The 17,783-nt window shown below is 71.8% G+C and carries 19 protein-coding genes; 12 read left to right on the plus strand and 7 right to left on the minus strand.

Translation table 11 applies throughout. The features are described 5' to 3' along the window. Positions 1–14: 14 nt before the first annotated feature. The 4 genes from ACIBO1_RS06130 to ACIBO1_RS06145 all read left to right on the plus strand — a co-directional run bounded on the left by ACIBO1_RS06130 (position 15) and on the right by ACIBO1_RS06145 (position 4,660). Positions 15–1,022: a LacI family DNA-binding transcriptional regulator gene (locus tag ACIBO1_RS06130; protein ID WP_350693073.1), complete on the plus strand. Its 1,008-nt coding sequence runs from the start codon at positions 15–17 to the stop codon at positions 1,020–1,022. 104 nt (positions 1,023–1,126) lie between these two features. Further along, complete coding sequence (locus ACIBO1_RS06135; protein WP_396741897.1) at positions 1,127–1,537, plus strand: RidA family protein; 411 nt, start codon at positions 1,127–1,129, stop codon at positions 1,535–1,537. Positions 1,538–2,097: 560 nt separating this feature from the next. Continuing rightward, positions 2,098–3,051 carry an endonuclease domain-containing protein gene (locus ACIBO1_RS06140; protein WP_396741899.1) on the plus strand — a complete coding sequence of 318 codons (954 nt, stop codon included), beginning with the start codon at positions 2,098–2,100 and terminating at the stop codon, positions 3,049–3,051. Positions 3,052–3,754: 703 nt separating this feature from the next. Continuing rightward, positions 3,755–4,660, plus strand: coding sequence for a GNAT family N-acetyltransferase (locus tag ACIBO1_RS06145; RefSeq protein WP_396741901.1), 906 nt, complete (start codon positions 3,755–3,757; stop codon positions 4,658–4,660). A gap of 528 nt (positions 4,661–5,188) precedes the next feature. On the opposite strand, the gene ACIBO1_RS06150 is transcribed toward ACIBO1_RS06145, so the two are convergent. Further along, positions 5,189–5,479, minus strand: coding sequence for a hypothetical protein (locus tag ACIBO1_RS06150; protein WP_396741903.1), 291 nt, complete (start codon positions 5,477–5,479; stop codon positions 5,189–5,191). A gap of 236 nt (positions 5,480–5,715) precedes the next feature. Here ACIBO1_RS06150 and ACIBO1_RS06155 point away from each other — a divergent pair, with 236 nt between their 5' ends. The 3 genes from ACIBO1_RS06155 (at position 5,716) to ACIBO1_RS06165 (ending at position 7,684) form a co-directional block, all read left to right on the plus strand. Next, complete coding sequence (locus ACIBO1_RS06155) at positions 5,716–6,522, plus strand: helix-turn-helix domain-containing protein (protein ID WP_396741905.1); 807 nt, start codon at positions 5,716–5,718, stop codon at positions 6,520–6,522. After that, a complete protein-coding gene (locus ACIBO1_RS06160) occupies positions 6,509–6,700 on the plus strand; it encodes a DUF397 domain-containing protein (protein WP_396741907.1) in 192 nt (63 codons plus the stop codon). The genes ACIBO1_RS06155 and ACIBO1_RS06160 overlap by 14 nt, the downstream gene beginning before the upstream one ends. A 237-nt stretch (positions 6,701–6,937) precedes the next feature. After that, a complete protein-coding gene (locus ACIBO1_RS06165) occupies positions 6,938–7,684 on the plus strand; it encodes an SAM-dependent methyltransferase (protein ID WP_396741909.1) in 747 nt (248 codons plus the stop codon). 72 nt (positions 7,685–7,756) lie between these two features. On the opposite strand, the gene ACIBO1_RS06170 is transcribed toward ACIBO1_RS06165, so the two are convergent. Next, positions 7,757–8,272 (minus strand): O-acetyl-ADP-ribose deacetylase, encoded by a 516-nt coding sequence (locus ACIBO1_RS06170; protein WP_396741911.1) that lies wholly within the window; start codon positions 8,270–8,272, stop codon positions 7,757–7,759. Between the two features lie 2 nt (positions 8,273–8,274). Then, positions 8,275–9,066: an EI24 domain-containing protein gene (locus tag ACIBO1_RS06175; RefSeq protein WP_396741913.1), complete on the minus strand. Its 792-nt coding sequence runs from the start codon at positions 9,064–9,066 to the stop codon at positions 8,275–8,277. A gap of 153 nt (positions 9,067–9,219) precedes the next feature. Between ACIBO1_RS06175 and ACIBO1_RS06180 the strand changes: the two genes are divergently transcribed. The 5 genes from ACIBO1_RS06180 to ACIBO1_RS06200 are packed head-to-tail and all read left to right on the plus strand — an operon-like array spanning position 9,220 to position 13,841. Then, positions 9,220–10,128, plus strand: a complete 909-nt coding sequence (locus tag ACIBO1_RS06180) for an ABC transporter ATP-binding protein (RefSeq protein WP_396741915.1) — start codon at positions 9,220–9,222, stop codon at positions 10,126–10,128. Between the two features lie 10 nt (positions 10,129–10,138). Continuing rightward, on the plus strand, positions 10,139–10,873 hold the full coding sequence (locus tag ACIBO1_RS06185; RefSeq protein WP_396741917.1) for an ABC transporter permease: 735 nt from the start codon (positions 10,139–10,141) through the stop codon (positions 10,871–10,873). A gap of 11 nt (positions 10,874–10,884) precedes the next feature. Continuing rightward, entirely contained in the window at positions 10,885–12,150 is a 1,266-nt protein-coding gene (locus tag ACIBO1_RS06190) for a histidine kinase (RefSeq protein ID WP_396741919.1), read from the plus strand. Then, complete coding sequence (locus tag ACIBO1_RS06195; RefSeq protein ID WP_396741921.1) at positions 12,147–12,797, plus strand: response regulator; 651 nt, start codon at positions 12,147–12,149, stop codon at positions 12,795–12,797. Before ACIBO1_RS06190 ends, ACIBO1_RS06195 begins: the two co-directional genes overlap by 4 nt. A gap of 3 nt (positions 12,798–12,800) precedes the next feature. Further along, on the plus strand, positions 12,801–13,841 hold the full coding sequence (locus ACIBO1_RS06200; protein WP_396741923.1) for a helix-turn-helix transcriptional regulator: 1,041 nt from the start codon (positions 12,801–12,803) through the stop codon (positions 13,839–13,841). Positions 13,842–13,880: 39 nt separating this feature from the next. Here the strand turns inward: ACIBO1_RS06200 and ACIBO1_RS06205 are convergent, their stop codons facing one another. The 4 genes from ACIBO1_RS06205 to ACIBO1_RS06220 form a co-directional block, all read right to left on the minus strand. Further along, entirely contained in the window at positions 13,881–14,795 is a 915-nt protein-coding gene (locus ACIBO1_RS06205; RefSeq protein WP_396741925.1) for an SDR family oxidoreductase, read from the minus strand. Between the two features lie 128 nt (positions 14,796–14,923). Continuing rightward, entirely contained in the window at positions 14,924–16,522 is a 1,599-nt protein-coding gene (locus ACIBO1_RS06210) for a DEAD/DEAH box helicase (protein ID WP_396741927.1), read from the minus strand. 153 nt (positions 16,523–16,675) lie between these two features. Continuing rightward, a complete protein-coding gene (locus ACIBO1_RS06215; RefSeq protein ID WP_350693098.1) occupies positions 16,676–16,897 on the minus strand; it encodes a hypothetical protein in 222 nt (73 codons plus the stop codon). Positions 16,898–17,034: 137 nt separating this feature from the next. Next, positions 17,035–17,772, minus strand: coding sequence for an alanyl-tRNA editing protein (locus tag ACIBO1_RS06220; RefSeq protein ID WP_396741929.1), 738 nt, complete (start codon positions 17,770–17,772; stop codon positions 17,035–17,037). Between the last annotated feature and the right edge of the window lie 11 nt (positions 17,773–17,783).

The following is a 17,783-nucleotide window of genomic DNA, read 5'->3' on the forward strand; positions in this document are numbered from 1 at the left end:
TGGTGGTTTCTCCTATGACGGGGGCACAGCGGCCCACTCTGGAAGCGGTGGCACGACGGGCCGGGGTGTCCCGGGCCACCGTCTCCCGGGTGGTCAACGGCTCGACCACGGTCGCCGAGCCGATCCAGGAGGCGGTCCGTCAGGCGGTGGCCGAGTTGGGGTACGTGCCGAACCTGGCCGCCCGCACCCTCGTCACCCAACGCACCGACTCGATCGCCCTGGTCATGCCGGAGGAGGCCACCCGGGTCTTCTCCGACGACCAGGTGTTCCCGGGCATCATCCGGGGCGCCGCGCAGGAGTTGGAGGCCGCCGACAAGCAGCTCGTGCTGATGCTGGCCGGCTCACCGGCCGGTCACGAGCGGGTGGAGCGGTACACCACCGGCCGGCACGTCGACGGAGTGCTGTTCGCCTCGCTGCACGGCGCCGACCCGCTCCCCGCCAAGCTGGCCGCGCTCGGCATCCCGGTGGTGTGCAGCGGCCGTCCCCTCGACGGCGCGGACATCCCGTACGTCGACGTCGACCAGGTGGCCGGGGTGACCCGCGCAGTCCGGCACCTGATCGACGGGGGCCGCCGCCGGATCGCCACCATCGCCGGCCCGCAGGACATGGTCGCCGGGATCGAGCGGTTGACCGGATACCGGGAGACGGTGGCCGCCGCCGGGCTGCCGGAGATGGTGGCCGTCGGTGACTTCACCCGCGAATCCGGGGCCGCGGCCATGCGGGAACTGCTCGCCGCCCACCCCGACCTGGACGCCGTCTTCGCCGCCTCGGACCTGATGGCGCACGCCGCCATGCGTACGCTCCGCGAGACCGGACGGCGGGTGCCGGACGACGTGGCGGTGATCGGCTTCGACGACATCGAGACCGCCGCCTACACCGATCCGCCGCTGACCACCGTGCGGCAGCCGATAGTCGAGCTGGGCCGGCAGGGCACCCGCCTGCTGCTGCGCCTGGCCGCCGGGGAGGACGTCGAGCCGGCGCTGATCCTCCCCACCGAGCTGATCATCCGCGAGTCCGCCTGAGGTAAGGAAGGGCACCTTATTAACGCCTCGTGCATAGAAGGGGTCCCCTCCTAACACCGAAACCAGGTGGCACCCGGCTCGCCGAGCTGGTTAGCCTGCCCCGCATGTCCAATCCCGTCCGATTGCTGTCCGTGCCCGCCCTCAGCGCCACCGCCCCGTACGCCTATCTGGCCACCGTGGAACCCGCCACCCGCCTGGTCTACACCGCAGGCGCCTGCCCGCTGGACGCCGACGGGAACACCGTCGCCCCCGGTGACTACGCGGCCCAGGCCCGGCAGGTCATGGCCAACCTGGAGACCGCGCTGCGCGCCGCCGGTGCCACGCTCGCCGACGTGGTCAAGAGCACCGTCTACGTGGCGTCGTCCCAGCAGGCCGACCTGGTCGCGACGTGGGACGTGGTACGCGACGCCTTCGGCGACCACGACGCACCGAGCACGCTGCTCGGCGTGGCCGTGCTCGGCTACGACGACCAGCTCGTCGAGGTCGAGGCGATCGCCGCCGTCCCGGCCGGCTAAGGTTCCGGCCGGCTGACGTCGCAGCCAGGAGGCGTCGCAGTCGGCTGACGTCGTAGCCAGGAGGCGTCGCAGCCGGGATGTGTCGCAGCCGGGATGTGTCGCAGCCGGGATGTGTCGCAGCCGGGATGTGTCGCAGCCGGGAGATGTCGCAGCCGGCGATCGTCTCCGGCCTACGCCCGGCACCGACCGGGTTACCGGCCCGGCTGTAGGCCCCGCACCGAGCCTGGTCACCGGTCCGGCAGTAGGCCTCACAGGTAACAGGGCGACCGGCCCGATCCAGGCCCACACCGAACAAGGTGACCGGCCGGGCCCAGGACCCGCACCAAACGGGTGCGCCGACCTGCCGCAAACCGGAACCGGCTGGGTACGCCGCCCGCCGCACACAGGAACCGGTTCGTGCGCTGCTCTGCCGCACACCCGGCTGGCGCCCACTTGAATGCCGCCTGTTGCCGCATCCCGGCTCTCCCCGGGTATGCGAAGGCGGGGTGACCACGAAGGTGGGTAGCTTTGTTGTCGCTGGGACGACAACAGATCTACCCACCTCGCGGTTCAATCGATCCGTGCGGATACCCCGAGACGACGCCGACCCGTTGCAGTGGCTGCTGTTCGAGCAGTCGGGAATTCTCACCTGGGCGCAGGCCACCACCGTGCTGAGCCCGTCCACAGTGCGCCACCTGCTGACCTCCGGGCGATGGAGCCGGGTGTGCAGGGGCGTACTGCGGGCCGAGTCGCCCGGCAGGCCGTACTCGACCGCGCAGGCATGGTGGGCGGCTGTGCTCGCGGCCGGGGAGGATGCGATCCTCGCCGGGCTGGCGGCGGCGACGGCCGGCGGGCTGCGCGGCACCTATCGCTACGACACCGTCGACGTGCTGATCCCGCACCATCGCCACCGCGCCGACCTGCTGCGCCGGCTACCACTCGGCCTGCCTGCGGTGCGGGTACGCCGGGCTCGACACCTGCCCGACACCGACCGCCAGCGGGCGCGCCCCGACCGTACGTCGATGGCCCGATCCCTGGTCGACGCGGCGCAGTGGGTGCGTACCGACGACGAGGCGCAACAGATCCTCGCGGCCGGCTGCCAACAGCGGCGGGTGACCCCGGCGGAGATCGGGACGGTGTTGGATCGGATGCCCCAGGCTCGCCGGGGCGCGCTGATCCGGGAGACGCTGCACGACATCGCGGGCGGCGCGGAGGCGCTCTCCGAGATCGACCTGGCCCGGCTGTGCCGCCGCCACGGGTTGCCGCCGCCGCAGGGACAACATCGGCGGCGGGACACCGACGGTCGGAATCGCTACCTGGACGCCTACTGGCCTCGGTGGTCGCTGCACGTGGAGATCGATGGCGGGCACCACATGGACGCCCGACACTGGGCCGCTGACCTGCGGCGACAGAACAAGATCTGGATCGAGGGCGACCGTATCCTCCGTTTCACCGCCTTCGACGTCCGACACCGCCCGACCGAGGTGGCGGCCCAGATCCGCGCGGCCCTGAAGGCCGCCGGCTGGCAGGGCTGAGGGTGGGTACGGCTGAAGTCGTCCCCGCCGCCCCGACGCGGCGGGGACAGGCTTCTGATGCCCGGCCCCTTGCCTCTTCGCGGTCGCCGTGCAACCGACATCGCGCCCACCTCGCCGAGCCCCACTGCCTCTCTTCCGCCACCTCACGCCCAACGGCGTGCCACCGGACCGCAGCCCTGTGGACCTCCGAGCGGCGGAACGGCGGAGCTGAAGGTGTTAGGAAGGGACCCTTCCTAACACCTCAGAGGGTCAGCGTCAGTGCGACGGGGACAGGCAGCACGGTTGGGCTGTCAAGTCGCAGCACCGCCGCACACAGCTCTGCGAATCCGTCGAGGCCCAACGTCGCGGCACCGCACCGCCGCAGCCGCGCCAACCGCCCGTCGGCAACGCCGACGTCGCGGCACCGCCCGGCCGCAGCCCGCGAACCGCCCGCCAGCGAAGCTGATCGGGGAGGTGGGGTGATGTGTTTGGGGGCCCACCACCACACATAAAACCACCACCCCGCGCTAAAACCCCGGCGGGACCCGCGGGGGGGCCGGGAGGCGCCCCCCCCCGCCCCCCGCCCCCCCCCCCCCCGCCCGCTTTCTTCTTTGGGTTGTGTTGTTTATTTACCCCCACCCCAACCCACCCCACCCCCCCCCCCCCCCCCCCCCGGCGATAAACCCGAGGCGGAACCGGCGGTGGACCGGCTAGCCTCCGCCGGATGCCGCAAGCACCGTTCCTCATCCGCCCGGCCCGCCCCGACGACGCCCCGGCGGTGGTGGCGCTGCGGAGGCTCGTGTTCCCCTTCCTGCTGCGAGGAGTCGCCTCCACCCGACAGTTGATCGCCACACCGCCGCCGGGTCTGCACTGGGCCGGCTTCGTCGCCGAGGTCGACGGGCACATCGTGGGCTGGGTGTGCGCGTCCCGAAACGAGCACACCGCCGAGGCGGTCGGCGAGGTGTCGTTGCTGCACGTACACCCTGACCAGCGGCGACGCGGGATCGGCGGCGCGTTGCTGGCCCAGGCGATCACGCACCTCGCCCCGCTCGACCTGACCCGGCTGCACGGGCGTGCGCTGCCGGAGGCGCTGCCGTTCGCCCGCCGGCACGGCTTCACGCCGAGCCGCCAGGAGCAGTTCTCCGCCCTGGACCTGCACACGCTGCCACCTTTGCCGACACCTCCCGACGGCGTACGGCTGGTGTCGCTGGCGGATGTCGACCCGCGCCACGTGCACCGGGTGGACGTGCTGGCCAGTGCCGACGAGCCGGGCGACGTCGTGTCCGGCGCGATCAGCTACGCCGACTGGCTCGCCACCACCTGGGACAACGTCGGCCTGGACCGGGCGGTCAGCACCGGGGTCGAGGTCGACGGCGAGCTGGCCGCGATCAGCCTGGTGAAGCGGGACGGTACGCGGATGTGGTCCGATTACACCGGCACGGTGCCGCAGCACCGGGGACGTGGACTGGCCCGGCTGGTCAAGCTGGCCGCGCTGCACCGCGCGGCGCAGGGCGGGGTCACCACTGCGTACACCGGGAACGATGCGGCGAACGCGCCGATGCTGGCGGTCAACACCCGGCTCGGTTATCGGCAGGTCGCCACTCAGTGGTCCTGTGTCCGAGAGCTGTGAACAGCGGCCCAGTCCGTGAAGCGGGCCGCCAGGCCGCTGCGGCCCACGTCCGAGCCCTGCTCGCAGAGCTGGCCGGCGGCCTCCTCGCGCAGCGTCGTCAGGTAGGCCACCAACTCGACCCGGCGCGTGCGGTACTCCGCCAGCAAGCACAACTTGGCGGGAGAACACGGCCACCCGGCACCGCACGCCCGGCAGCGCCAGGTGGGGCGCGCGGGCTGGTGCGCGGCGAGGTCACCGTTGCACCGGTCCCGTGCCCGCCGCCGGAGCGCCGCGGGGAGCGACGCACGGGCGGCGAAGCCGCCACGCGCTCCATCCCCGCGACCTGCACGAACAGCGTCCGCCGGGCGGTCGCATTGCCCGCCGCGTTGAGCTGATAGACCTCGATCCAGGCCCATCCGTCGTACGTCGTCAGATCGAGCTTCCGAATCACCCGCACCATGATCGGCTTGCTGAACTGTGGGGACGCTGCCCTGCTCAGGAGGTACACGCCGAGGCAGATCGTCGGACTCGCGTCCGCCCGGCGCACGCTCACCAGCCACGCGCCGGACGGACATCGGCGAGATCCGCCCGCACCTGCGCATAGCGGCGACGGACCCGCAGTGTCCGGTCCTCTTGCACCTCGTGGCCGTACACCTCGATCCACACGCTGCCGTCCCGCGCGATCCGGTCGCCCACCTCGGCCACGTACAACGTCAATTCCCCCGCGCCGGGGCGGTAGGCGCCCTCGGGCACGCGGACCACGTCACCCACGGCCAGGCCCGTACGCGGAACGGGCTCACCCCACCGCGAGGCGGGTACGGCGTTCACAGGCTCGGACACGGTGCCTCCTCCGTCGACGTTGGAGGGGGCCGCCCTGAGTGCTCGCCCACGGGCGACCCCCGACGGCACGACCAGCGGGCCACCCCTCGGCCTCCACTCGCCCGCACCGCTGGCGACACTCTGATATGGAGACCGTTACGCTCGGAAGGCACTTCGAGCGTCCGGGCCGTGCTGACTGAACACGCGCCAGTCCTGAGGCGACATGGGTAGTCGATCTTCGAGGTGGGGGGCCTTGCATGTCTGACATTCCGAATCCTGTGGCGACGTTCATCGTTGGCGAGATCCGCCGCGCACGGGGCACGTCCGGCATGACGCAGGAGGCATTCGGCCGTGCCGCTGGTTTCAGCGCGTCCCACGTCAGCGCAGTCGAAGGCGGCACCAGAGCACTCACGAGCGACTTCATCCGAGGGGCTGACCGCGCATTGAACAACGGCGGCCTGTTCGAGCGTCTAGCGACGAAGCTCGGTGCGCCATCCTGGTTCCTGCCGTGGCTCGATGCCGAGCGCTCCGCGACACAGCTCCGCTACTTCGAGCCGAACCTGATCCCCGGCCTGTTACAGGTGGAGCATTACGCCCGTGTCGTGCTACGGACCGTGGACAGCCTGACCGATGACGAGGTCGAGCAGCGCGTCAAGGGGCGCATGGACAGGCAGACCATCCTGACCGGCGAACGCCCGCCGCAGTTCGTCGCCGTGCTGGACGAAGCAGCGCTTCGCCGAACAGGCGATGACCTCGGCGGGATCATGGCTCAGCAGGTCGCCCACCTGATCGCGCTGACTGAGCTTCCGCATGTCCACGTCCACGTCATCCCACTTGGTAGCGGCCTACACGTCGGACTGTCTGGACCATTCGCGCTGGCGCGGTCGGCAGAAGGCGTGTGGGTCGGCCACCTTGAGAATCAGCTAGGCGGGGACGTCGTCGATAAAGACGATGATGTGGCTACGCTTCAGGCGAGGTGGGAAAGCGTCCGGAATGAGGCGCTACCGCGCCGGCAGTCCATCGACCTTTTGAAGGAAGTTGAGAGCCATCATGGACCTCAGTAACGCCCAGTGGCGCAAGAGCACTCGCAGCGGCGCGAGCGGCGGCAACTGCGTCGAGGTCGCGGACAACCTTCCCGGGGTCATCGGTGTGCGGGACTCCAAGGACCCCACCGGCCCGGCCCTGACCTTCGGCCCGACGGCGTGGCGAACGTTCATCAACCAGCTCGCCGAGCAAGCCTGACCCAGACCTACGACGAAGCGCCCGTCCAATCGTGGGCGGGCGCTTCTCGTCGTCGACCAGATGAGCGCGTCGGCGCAAATCGGTGGAACCGTCGGGTCAGCCCGCCTACGCTGGCCGGACTCAGGTTCGTACGTGGTGAGTGAGGTGCATTGATGACGGTCCGAGCAGCGGCGACCGGCTCCGGTCGACCGCCCTTCGCAGGCACCCTGACCGCATCGAATCCAAGGAGCATCTCCCGTGGATCTGCCACGTATCTTCACCATTCGCGAGAGTAACCACCGCATTCACAACCCGTTCACGCCCGGCAAGCTCGCCGCCCTGGGCCAGGCGCTGCGCTTGGCCCCCGGCACCCGTGTGCTCGACCTGGCCAGCGGGTCGGGCGAGATGCTGTGCACCTGGGCCCGGAACCATCAGGTCACCGGCACCGGGGTGGACATCAGCACGGTTTTCACCGAGCAGGCGCGTGCCCGCGCCGCTGAACTCGGCGTCGCCGACCGGGTCACCTTCGTGCACGACGACGCCTCCGGGTACGTCGCGGACGAGCCGGTCGATCTCGTCGCCTGCATTGGCGCCACCTGGATCGGTGGTGGCCTTCCCGGCACCGTCGAGCTCCTGAGCAGCAGTCTCCGTCCCGGCGGTCTGATGCTCGTCGGCGAGCCGTACTGGCGGCGGGAGGTGCCGGACCAGGAGACCGCCAAAGCATGCCTCGCGCAGGACGCGGACGACTTCCTGCTGCTACCGGAGCTGGTCGAGCGGTTCGGCGACCTCGGGTACGACGTCGTGGAGATGGTGCTGGCCGATCAGGACAGTTGGGACCGGTACCAGGCGGCACAGTGGCTGAACCTTCGCCGCTGGCTCGACGACAACCCCGATGACGAACTGGCCGGCACGGTACGGGCGGAGCTCACCACCGAGCCTGTTCGGTACACGCGGTACCAGCGCGAGTACCTCGGCTGGGGGGTTTTCGCATTGTTGGCCCGCTGAGGCGAGTCCACACGCGGTCGAGAAGGGGCGGGGCGGCATGGCCGCCCCGCCCCTGCAAGCAGCAGGCAGGCGTCAGCCGATCGCCTGGACGCGCTCGGCGACGGCCAACGTGTCCGCACCGAACAGGACCAGTCGGGCCTCGGTGACCGTCGTCGGGCTGGCCGCGCGCAGCACCGAGAGTGCCTGGCGAACCGCGTCGTCGACCGGCCAACCGTAGATCCCGGCGGAGATCAGCGGGAAGGCCACGGTGCTCGCGCCGAGGTCGTCGGCGACGGCCAGGCTGTTGGCGTAGCAGGCGCGCAGCAGCGGTGAGCGGTCCTCGGTGTCCGTCCAGACCGGACCGACGGTGTGCACCACCCAGCGGGCCGGCAGGTCACCGGCGGTGGTCGCGACGGCCTCGCCGGTCGGCAGGCCCCGGCCGTACCGGGAGGCGCGCAGCGCGCGGCACTCGGCGAGGATAGCCGGTCCGCCCCGGCGGTGGATCGCGCCGTCGACTCCCCCGCCGCCGAGCAGCGACGAGTTGGCGGCGTTGACGATCGCGTCCACCCGCTCGGCGGTGATGTCCCCCTCGACCAGCGTGACGTCCATGCTCACGCCTCCGTGATGGGTTGGCCGAGCGTACGACGGGCCAGCAGGGCGGCACCGGCCACCGCCGCCGGCATCAGCAGGACGGCACCGAGCGGGATCAGGAAGCAGACGAAGACGGCCACGCCGAAGCCGAGCGCGGTGGGGCGGTCCGCCTTCAACACGGCCCGACGGTCCCGCAGGCCCTTGCCCCGACGATAGAAGGGCGCGCCGACCAGTTCCACGGCGAGCAGCCAGCCGCCCACCATCGCGCCGATGACGGGTACCACGGTCTGGCCGAGCAACGGGATGAAACCGGCGGCGAACAGCGGAATGCCGACCAGGACGGCCAGCGCCACCAGGCGGAGCGAGTCGGCGATGCTGCGCCGCAGCGACGGCCAGAACGGCACCTCGACCGCGTCGGGGGTGCCGCCGTACCGCTGCTCCACCCGCTCGGAGATCTTCTCGTAGAACGGGTCGCCGATGACCAGCGTGACCGCCGTGAAGGTGAGCACGGTGAGCAGGCCGCCGAGGCCGAGGATCGCCAGGCCGGCGATCACCCGGACCGCGTTGCGCGCGGTCGTCGCCCAGTCGTCGGCGAACGGGGTCACGAACGGGGCCAGGTCGCCGACGAAGTACACCAGGGTGGCGTACACGGTGAGGAAGATCGTCCCGGAGATCAGCGCGGGCACGATGCCGAGCAGCATCAGGCCGGGACTGCGGACGTACAGGGCGATGCCGCGCAGCAGCAGCGCGGCGCCGCCGACGAACCGGCGGGCGCTGCCCACGGCGGCGCCGGGGATCGCGGATGCGTTCACGTCGCAGAGCCTAGTCACCACCGCCACATCAACCGGTTGACGGATCGCCGGGATCAACCGTGGCCGCCGCCGGGCGTCGCCCGTTGGTCGATCCGCTGCCGGGCCGCCGCCGCGACGCTTGAGGGGTACGGGAACGCGGCGGCGGGAGGCGGCATGCCGGTCATCGAGGTGACCAACCTGCACAAGCGATACGGCGAGACGGTGGCGGTGGCGGACGTGTCCTTCACCGTGGCGGCCGGGGAGATCTTCGGTGTGCTCGGGCCGAACGGCGCCGGCAAGAGCACCACTGTGGAATGTGTCGCCGGGCTCCGCGTCCCTGACGGGGGCGGGGTGTCGGTCCTCGGGCTCGACCCCCGCCGGGACGGCACCCGGCTGCGCCAGCACGTCGGCGTACAGCTCCAGGAGAGCCAGCTGCCCGACAGGCTGCGGGTCGCGGAGGCGCTGGAACTGTACGCGTCGTTCTACCGCCGCCCGGCCGACCCGGAGCAACTGATCGAGGAGTCGGGCCTCGGCGCGAAGCGGAACGCCCCGTACGGCAAGCTCTCCGGCGGCCAGAAGCAGCGACTGTCGATCGCGCTGGCCCTGGTCGGCAACCCGAAGATCGCGATTCTGGACGAGCTGACCACGGGCCTGGACCCGCAGGCCCGACGGGACACCTGGGGGCTGATCGAACGGGTTCGGGAGCGGGGCGTGACGATCGTGCTGGTCACCCACTTCATGGAGGAGGCCGAGCGGCTCTGTGACCGGATCGCTGTAATCAACCAGGGGCGGGTGGCGGCCCTGGACAGCCCGGCGGGTCTGGTCGCGGCGGTGGCACCGGAGCAGCGGATCCGGTTCCGGCCGTCCGCCCCGGTGGACGATCGACTGCTCACCGACCTGCCACAGGTGACCACCGTGACCCGCAGCGGCAGCCAGGTGGTGGTGGCCGGCACCGGTGACGTGCTGCACGCGGTCACCTCGGTCCTCGCCCGCAACCAGATCATCGCCGCCGACCTGCGGCTGGAGCAGGCCACGCTGGACGACGCGTTCGTCGAGCTGACCGGGCACCGGCTCACCGACTGAAGGGACGACGATGCACGCTTTCGGCCAGATCCTCAAGACCGAGACCAAGCTCTACCTGCGGGACCTCCCGACGCTGCTGCTCACCGTCCTGCTGCCCACCGGGATCCTGACGGTGCTCGGGCTGATCCCGTCGTTCCGCGAACCGGACCCGAACTTCGGTGGGCAGTCCTTCCTCACGTACTTCACCCCGTCGCTGCTGGTCGCCTCGGTGGCGATGGTCGGGGTGAACGTGCTCCCCTCCGTGCTGGCCACCTACCGTGAGCGCGGCATCCTGCGGCGGCTGGCGACCACCCCGGCCAGCCCGGCGGCGCTGCTGGTCGCCCAGCTCGTACTCGCCCTCGCCGGGATCCTGGCCAGCGCGGTGCTGCTCGCCCTGGTCGCCCGGTTCGCGTTCGGCTCGCCGTTGCCGCAGCATCCCTGGGGGTTCGCCGCCGCCCTGGTCCTGGGTACGGCGGCGTTGCTGGCGCTGGGACTGGTGATCGCGGCGGTGGCCGGCACCGGCCGGTCGGCGCAGGCGATGTCGGTGCCGCTGTTCATGGTGGTGATGTTCTTCGGCGGGGTCTACCTGCCCCGGTTCCTGCTGCCCGACGTCCTGGCCGACCTCGGCGCCTACCTCCCGCCCGGGGTGCAGGCCCTGCTGGACGCCTGGACCGGCACCGCACCGCAGCCGCTGCACCTGGGGATAATGGCGGCGATCGCCCTGACGGCCGGCACCGTCGCGGCGAAACTGTTCCGCTGGCAGTGAGCGGAGGCGAGATGACCAGCAGCGACGAATCCGACGTTCAGCTCGCCGTCTGGCAGGACCGGGAGGCGAAGCTCTACCGGGTGCTGCCCTACGGCGGGCTGGCCGTGGGCACCCTGCTGTCCACCGTCGCGCCGACCGCCCGCAGTCTCCCGTTGGCGGTCATCCTGCCCGTCGCCGGTGCCGCGGCCTGCTGGGTCGCCTGGTTCGTCACCCTGCATCCGGGCTGGCACGGCCGGCGCGGACCGATGACGTTCTTCTACGTGGGGCTGCTCGGCTTCGCCACCACGCTGGTGATCGCCAGCCCGTGGTACGGCTTCTTCGCCTGGGTCGGCTTCGTGTACGCGTTCTTCCTGCCAGGCAGGTGGCCGATGGCCGGGGTGGCCGTCACCGCCGCGTTGCTCGGCACCTCGCAGAGCGGCGGGCTTCCGTCGATCTCCTCACACTGGCTGGTCTGGCTGGTGATGGTGCTGTTCAACCTGGTGGTCGCCGGGGGCGTGAGCTGGTTCGCCTTCGTGGCCGAACGGGAGGGCGAGAAGCGCAAGCGGCTGGTGGCGGAACTGACCGATGCCAACGCACGGCTCGCCGAGACCGTGCGGGAGAACGAGGGGCTGCACGCGCAGCTCATCACGCAGGCCCGGGAGGCCGGGGTGCTCGACGAACGCCAGCGGATGGCCCGGGAGATCCACGACACCCTGGCCCAGGGGCTGACCGGCATCATCACCCAACTGGAGGCGGCCGAGCAGTCGCGGGACCGCTCGGCCGACTGGCACCGGCACGTGGACAACGCCTTGGACCTGGCTCGGGAGAGCCTCACCGAGGCCCGCCGGTCGGTGCGGGCCGTGCGCCCGGAGCCGCTGGAGACGGCCCGGCTGCCCGACGCGCTCGCCGAGTTGGGTGGGCGCTGGTCGGCCCGGCACGGGGTGGCGGCCAGCGTCAGCACCACCGGTACGCCTCGTCCGCTGCACCCGGAGATCGAGGTGACGCTGCTCCGGGCCGCTCAGGAGGCGTTGGCCAACGTGGCCCGACACGCCGCCGCGTCCCGGGTCGGGCTCACCCTGTCGTACATGTCGGACGTGGTGACGCTTGACATCCGCGACGACGGGTCGGGGTTCGACGTCGACGGCGGCGGCGAACCGGACCGGGACGGCGGCTACGGTCTGACCGCGATGCGGCAACGGGTCACCAGGGTCGGTGGTCGGCTGGCCGTCGAGTCCGAACCGGGTACCGGCACCGCCGTCTCCGCGTCCGTGCCGGCGCTGCCGGGAGCGGCCGCATGACCGGCCCGGTACGCCTGCTCATCGTCGACGACCATCCGGTGGTCCGGGACGGTCTGCGGGGCATGTTCACCGGCGACCCCGGGTTCGAGGTGCTCGGCGAGGCGGCGGACGGTGCCGAGGCGCTGGCGCTGGCCGAGGCGCTGCGGCCGGACGTGGTGTTGATGGACCTGCGGATGCCGGGCATGGACGGGGTGACCGCGATCGGGCGGCTGGCCGCCTCCGGCAGCCCGGCGAAGGTGCTGGTGCTGACCACCTACGACACCGACGCCGACGTGCTGCCGGCGATCGAGGCGGGCGCCACCGGCTACCTGCTCAAGGACGCGCCCCGCGAGGAGTTGGTCCGGGCGGTACGCGCCGCCGCCCGGGGCGAGTCGGTGCTCTCCCCCAGCGTCGCCGGACGGCTGATGGGGCGGCTGCGGACCCCGCGTACGCCGGCCGAGGAGCCGCTGAGTCAGCGGGAACTCGAAGTGCTCACGCTCGTCGCCCGAGGCTCGTCGAACCGCGAGGCCGCGGCCCGGCTGTTCATCAGCGAGGCCACCGTCAAGACCCATCTGCTGCACGTGTACGCCAAGCTCGGGGTCAACGACCGGGCGGCAGCGGTGGCCGCCGCGTACGACCGGGGCCTGCTCACCCCCGGCGGGCGGTGACCGGTGCGCGCCGCCCGACTGATCTCGCTGTTGCTGTTGTTGCAGTCCCGGGAGGTGATGACGGCCGCGGAGCTGGCCCGCGAGCTGGAGGTCTCCGAACGCACCGTCTATCGGGACGTGGTGGCGCTCTCCGCCGCCGGGGTGCCGGTCTACGCCGACCGGGGACCGACCGGCGGTTACCGGCTGCTCGGTGGCTACCGGACCCGGTTGACCGGGATGACCCGGGACGAGGCGGAGGCCCTCTTCCTGGCCGGGCTGCCCGGCCCGGCGGGTGAGATGGGACTCGCCGACGCGGTGGCGGCGGCGGAACTCAAGGTGCTCGCCGCGCTGCCACCGAGCCTGCGCGACGCCCCGGCCCGCACCGGACAGCGGTTCCACCTGGACGTGCCGGGCTGGTACCACCACCGGACCGCACCGCCGACCTGGCTGACCGAGCTGGCCGGAGCGGTCTGGCGGGACCGTGTGGTGACGCTGCGCTACCGGCGTGGGGAGCACGAGGTGACCCGCCGGATCCGCCCGTACGGCCTCGTGCTCAAGAGCGGGACCTGGTATCTCGTCGGCCGGGTCGGCGAGGACGTCCGCACCTACCGGGTGGACCGGGTCACCGCCGTCACGACGGAGGAGGAGACCTTCGAGCGGGAACCGGACTTCGACCTGGCGGCGTACTGGCAGCGCCAGGCGGCGTCGTTCCTGCGGAGCATGCTGCGGGCCGAGGTGACGCTCCGGCTGAGCCCGGTCGGCCTGCGCGTGCTCCGGCACCTGGTCGATGCCCCCTTCGGGTACGACGAGGCGGTCGCCGCCGCGAGCGGACCCGACGAACAGGGCTGGTCGACGATCCGGCTGCCCGTCGAGTCCGTCGACGTGGCCTACGCCCAACTGCTCGGGCTCGGGCCGGAGGTGGAGGTCTGCGACCCGCCCGAGTTGCGGGCCCGACTGGCCGAGGCGGCGGCCCGGACGGTCGCCCTCTACGCCACAGGCCGTCAGTCGCCCACCGATGGGGACAGCGGGCGTGGGCGGGCGGCGGTCGAGGACAGCGGGCCGTGAGCCGCCGACCGGCGTGCACAGCCGGTCGGCGGTCGGGGGTCAGCGGTAGCCGGTGACGTCAGCGGGGCGACCGGCGTCGACCACCTCGCTGATGTAGCGGAAGGCGTCCGGCTGACTACCGTCGATGTCGGTGAAGCCGTACACCTGGGACAGCTCACCGGCGGAGACGGACCGGCCGTTCCAGCGGTGCCGGTCGGAGTCGGTGGCGAGTGCGGCGACCGCCCGGCCGACGAAGGCCGGCGTCTCGGAGATCAGGAAGTGCGGATCGGTGGCGACACCGTCCCGCCAGTTCTCCTCGGTCACGCCGAAGTGCTCCAGCATCGCCTCCGACCGCAGCCATCCTGGGCTGAGCGCGACGGCCGTGCCGCCGTACTCCTTCAGCTCGTGCGCCCAGATGAAGGCGAGCCGGTTGACCGAGGTCTTGGCCAGGTCGTAGAAGACCGACAACCGGTAGTTCTCGTCGTTGTACGCCTTCGTGCCGTCGCCGACCTCCACCACCAGCCCACCGGGACGGCGGGTCAGCAGCGGCAACGCGAAGTGGCTGGTGATCACGTGGGTCTCCACCGCCAGCCGCAGCGTCCGGAATCCGGCGTCGAGCGGCTGTTCCCAGACCGGCTTCTCCCAGGTGATCAGCGGATCGGCACCCCACACGTCGTTGACCAGCACGTCGAGTCGGCCCTGCTCGGCGTCGATCCGCTCGACCAGGGCCCGCACCTCGTCCGGCACCAGATGATCGGTCCGGACCGCGATCCCGGTGCCTCCGGCGGCGGTCACCAACTCGGCGGTCTCCTCGATGGTCTCCGGCCGGTTCAGCTCGGAGCGCGCCGCCCGGCTGCTGCGACCGGTGGCGTACACGGTGGCACCGGCCGCGCCGAGTTGCACCGCGATCTGCCGACCGGCTCCCCGGGTGGCCCCGGCGACCAGCGCCACCTTTCCCGTCAACGATGTCGTCATGACGGTCACGTTGCCAGCGATACCTGACAACCGACGTCAGCTTTGGCGACGACGTCCCGCCGGCTCGTGGCGACGAGTCGGATCTGGCGACGCCGACGTCAGCCCTGCCGCCGTCAACCGTCCTACCGTCAGCCCTGCCGGCGGCGTCCGCCCGGCCGGGCGCGAGCGGAGAAGGCCGCCGCTCCGGACCGCGTCCCGCCGGCCGGTGCCGCGCCGGAGCGCGCCGCCTGCGACCGCGCGCCCTGGGACCGACCGGAACCGGCCTGCGCCCCCTGGGCACGCTGACCCCGCCCCGAACCGGTCTGCGCCTCCTGGGATCGACCTGCGCCGCCCTGATTGCCCCGGGACCGGCCGCTGCCGGCCTGACCACCGTGGGACCGGCCGCCGCCGGACTGCGCCGTCTGGGGTCGCGCCGCACCGTTCTGGGTCGCCCCGGTCGGTGCCGACGTACCGCCGCGACGGCCGCCCCGGTTCGAGCGCGGCTCGCGTACCGGCTCGGTGGACTCCACCGGCCGGGCGACGAGCGTCCGCTCCCCCGGGGCGATCTCGCGCAGCAACGCGTCACCCGGACGCAGCCGGGTGGTGGTCGCCCGGATACCCGCCTTGCGGGTCAGCTCCCGCACCTCGGACGCCTGCTGGTCGGTCATCAACGTGACGACCGTGCCGGCCGCTCCCGCCCGGGCGGTACGACCCGACCGGTGCAGGTACGCCTTGTGCTCGGCGGGCGGATCGGCGTGCACCACCAGGGCCACGTCGTCGATGTGGATGCCCCGCGCGGCGATGTCGGTTGCGACGAGCGTCTGCACCTCGCCGTCGGAGAACGCCTGGAGGTTGCGGGCCCGCGCCCCCTGGGCCAGGTTGCCGTGCAGCTCGACGGACTTCACTCCGGCGGCGACCAGGCGACGGGTGAGCGTCTTGGCCCCCCGCTTGGTGCGGGTGAACACCACACTGCGACCCGGCGTGGCGACCAGGTCGACCAGCACGGCGAACCGCTCGTCGGCGAGCACGTGCAACACGTGGTGCGTCATCGCGGTGACCGGCGACCGCGCCGAGTCGACACTGTGCGTGACCGGGTCGGTGAGGAACCGGCGGACGAGCACGTCGACACCGGCGTCCAGGGTGGCGGAGAAGAGCAGACGCTGACCGCCGCGCGGGGTCTGGTCCATCAACCGCCGTACGGTGGGCAGGAAGCCCAGGTCGGCCATGTGGTCGGCCTCGTCGAGCACGGTGATCTCGACCGCGTCCAGGTGCGCGTGACCCGCGTCGACGTGGTCGGCGAGCCGACCCGGGCAGGCCACCACGACGTCGACCCCGGCCCGCAGCCCCTTGATCTGCGGGTTGGCGGCCACACCACCGAAGACGGTCATGGTGCGCAGCGACAGGGCCTGCGCCAGCGGGGCCATCACGGCGTCGATCTGGGAGGCCAGCTCACGGGTGGGCGCGAGGATCAGCGCCCGGGGACGCCCGGCCCGCCGAGGCGCCGGGGTGGCCGCCAGGCGGGTGAGCACCGCCAGCACGAAGGCGTACGTCTTGCCCGAACCGGTGCGGCCACGGCCGAGCACGTCGCGTCCGGCGATCGCGTCGGGCAGCGTGGCCGCCTGGATCGGGAACGGCCGGTCCACCCCGGCCGTGGCGAGGACGCGGGTGAGCGCCTCGGGCACGCCGAGGTCGGCGAAGGTGGGAGTGGTCGAGGAGGTGTTCTGCTGCTGTGGGCGGCGTGCCGCCATGAATGCTCCGAACGTCGAAGAGAGATCCCGCCCGGCGCTGACCGCTTACCGGCCGCGGCGCGTGGCCTGGGAACATCGAGCCGGCCCGCCAGGACAGGGCCGCAAGGTCAGTCTACCCCCTGCCGCCCACCCAGGTGCGGGAGCACGATCTGCTCAGGTGGTGGCGACGTCCTGCCACTTACGCTGGCCGTCCATCCACGCTCCGGCCAGGATCTCCGCCGACCGCAGGCCAGGACACGGAATGATCTTCGACCCGCCGGCGCCGCCGCCGGCCCGGGCCTCGACCTCCCACGACTCGCCGTCGGTGCGGATGAACACATCGCGACGTCCACGCACGGTGCGGTCGCCGTTCCACCAGTGACGCTCGGTTCTCACCCACAGACCGTACAGCAGAAATCGCCACCAAAGATGAGATGATCTTGTAATCTGTCGCGACGATCGGGTAAAGGATGCCGAGGCCGGACCGGCTCGGCGGGTCCGAACAGGCCGTCCGTACGAACTCCGACCGGCGGCTAGTCGGCGAGGCGGATGCGTACCCGGCGGTTCGCCCGGCCCTTGCTCTCGACCTTGACCACCCGGACCTGGCCGATCTGCGCGGTGGACGCCACGTGGGTGCCCCCGTCGGCCTGCACGTCCAGCCCGACGATGTCGACGATGCGCACCTCTGCCTCGTCCGGCGGGATCAGGTTGGACTGGGTACGGATGATGTCCGGCAGGGCCAGCGCCTCCGTACGCGGCAACACCCGGGTCGCCACCGAACGGTCGGCCACCACCTCGGCGTTGACCAGTTCCTCGATCCGGGTCTTGAAGTCCGGCGGCACCTCGGGCAGGTTGAAGTCCATCCGTGCCTCGCCGGGTTCCATGTTGCCGCCGGTGACCAGCGCGCCGAAGTCGCGGAAGACCACCCCGCAGAGCACATGCAACCCCGAGTGGGTACGCATCAGCCGACTGCGCCGCTCGTCCTCCACCGCTCCGGTGACCGTACTGCCGACCGGCGGCAACGGATCACCCTCGGCGGGGATCAGCCAGAGGTCGTCGCCCTTGCGGGTGCCCACGATCCGGGTCTGCACCCCCTGCCACAGCAGGACGCCGTGATCCGGCGGCTGACCGCCACCGCCCGGATAGAAGGCCGAGCGGTCCAGCACGATGCCCTGCCCGGGGTCGCTGTGCAGGACCGTGCACTCCCACTCGCGCAGGGTCGGGTCGGCCAGGTCGAGGCGGTGGGTGCGGCCATGGTGTGTGACGCCCATGACAGCGCAGG

The sequence above is a fragment of the Micromonospora sp. NPDC049903 genome, assembly GCF_044460945.1.
GTDB lineage: Bacteria > Actinomycetota > Actinomycetes > Mycobacteriales > Micromonosporaceae > Micromonospora.

Coding starts and splice junctions, on each gene's coding strand:
- ACIBO1_RS06130 (WP_350693073.1), top strand. CDS start 15: ATGACGGGGGCACAGCGGCCCACTCTGGAAGCGGTGGCACGACGGGCC.
- ACIBO1_RS06160 (WP_396741907.1), top strand. CDS start 6,509: ATGGACCTCAGTAACGCCCAGTGGCGCAAGAGCACTCGCAGCGGCGCG.
- ACIBO1_RS06170 (WP_396741911.1), bottom strand. CDS start 8,272: ATGGACGTCACGCTGGTCGAGGGGGACATCACCGCCGAGCGGGTGGAC.
- ACIBO1_RS06205 (WP_396741925.1), bottom strand. CDS start 14,795: ATGACGACATCGTTGACGGGAAAGGTGGCGCTGGTCGCCGGGGCCACC.
- ACIBO1_RS06155 (WP_396741905.1), top strand. CDS start 5,716: ATGTCTGACATTCCGAATCCTGTGGCGACGTTCATCGTTGGCGAGATC.
- ACIBO1_RS06220 (WP_396741929.1), bottom strand. CDS start 17,772: ATGGGCGTCACACACCATGGCCGCACCCACCGCCTCGACCTGGCCGAC.
- ACIBO1_RS06195 (WP_396741921.1), top strand. CDS start 12,147: ATGACCGGCCCGGTACGCCTGCTCATCGTCGACGACCATCCGGTGGTC.
- ACIBO1_RS06185 (WP_396741917.1), top strand. CDS start 10,139: ATGCACGCTTTCGGCCAGATCCTCAAGACCGAGACCAAGCTCTACCTG.
- ACIBO1_RS06190 (WP_396741919.1), top strand. CDS start 10,885: ATGACCAGCAGCGACGAATCCGACGTTCAGCTCGCCGTCTGGCAGGAC.
- ACIBO1_RS06180 (WP_396741915.1), top strand. CDS start 9,220: ATGCCGGTCATCGAGGTGACCAACCTGCACAAGCGATACGGCGAGACG.
- ACIBO1_RS06145 (WP_396741901.1), top strand. CDS start 3,755: ATGCCGCAAGCACCGTTCCTCATCCGCCCGGCCCGCCCCGACGACGCC.
- ACIBO1_RS06135 (WP_396741897.1), top strand. CDS start 1,127: ATGTCCAATCCCGTCCGATTGCTGTCCGTGCCCGCCCTCAGCGCCACC.
- ACIBO1_RS06210 (WP_396741927.1), bottom strand. CDS start 16,522: ATGGCGGCACGCCGCCCACAGCAGCAGAACACCTCCTCGACCACTCCC.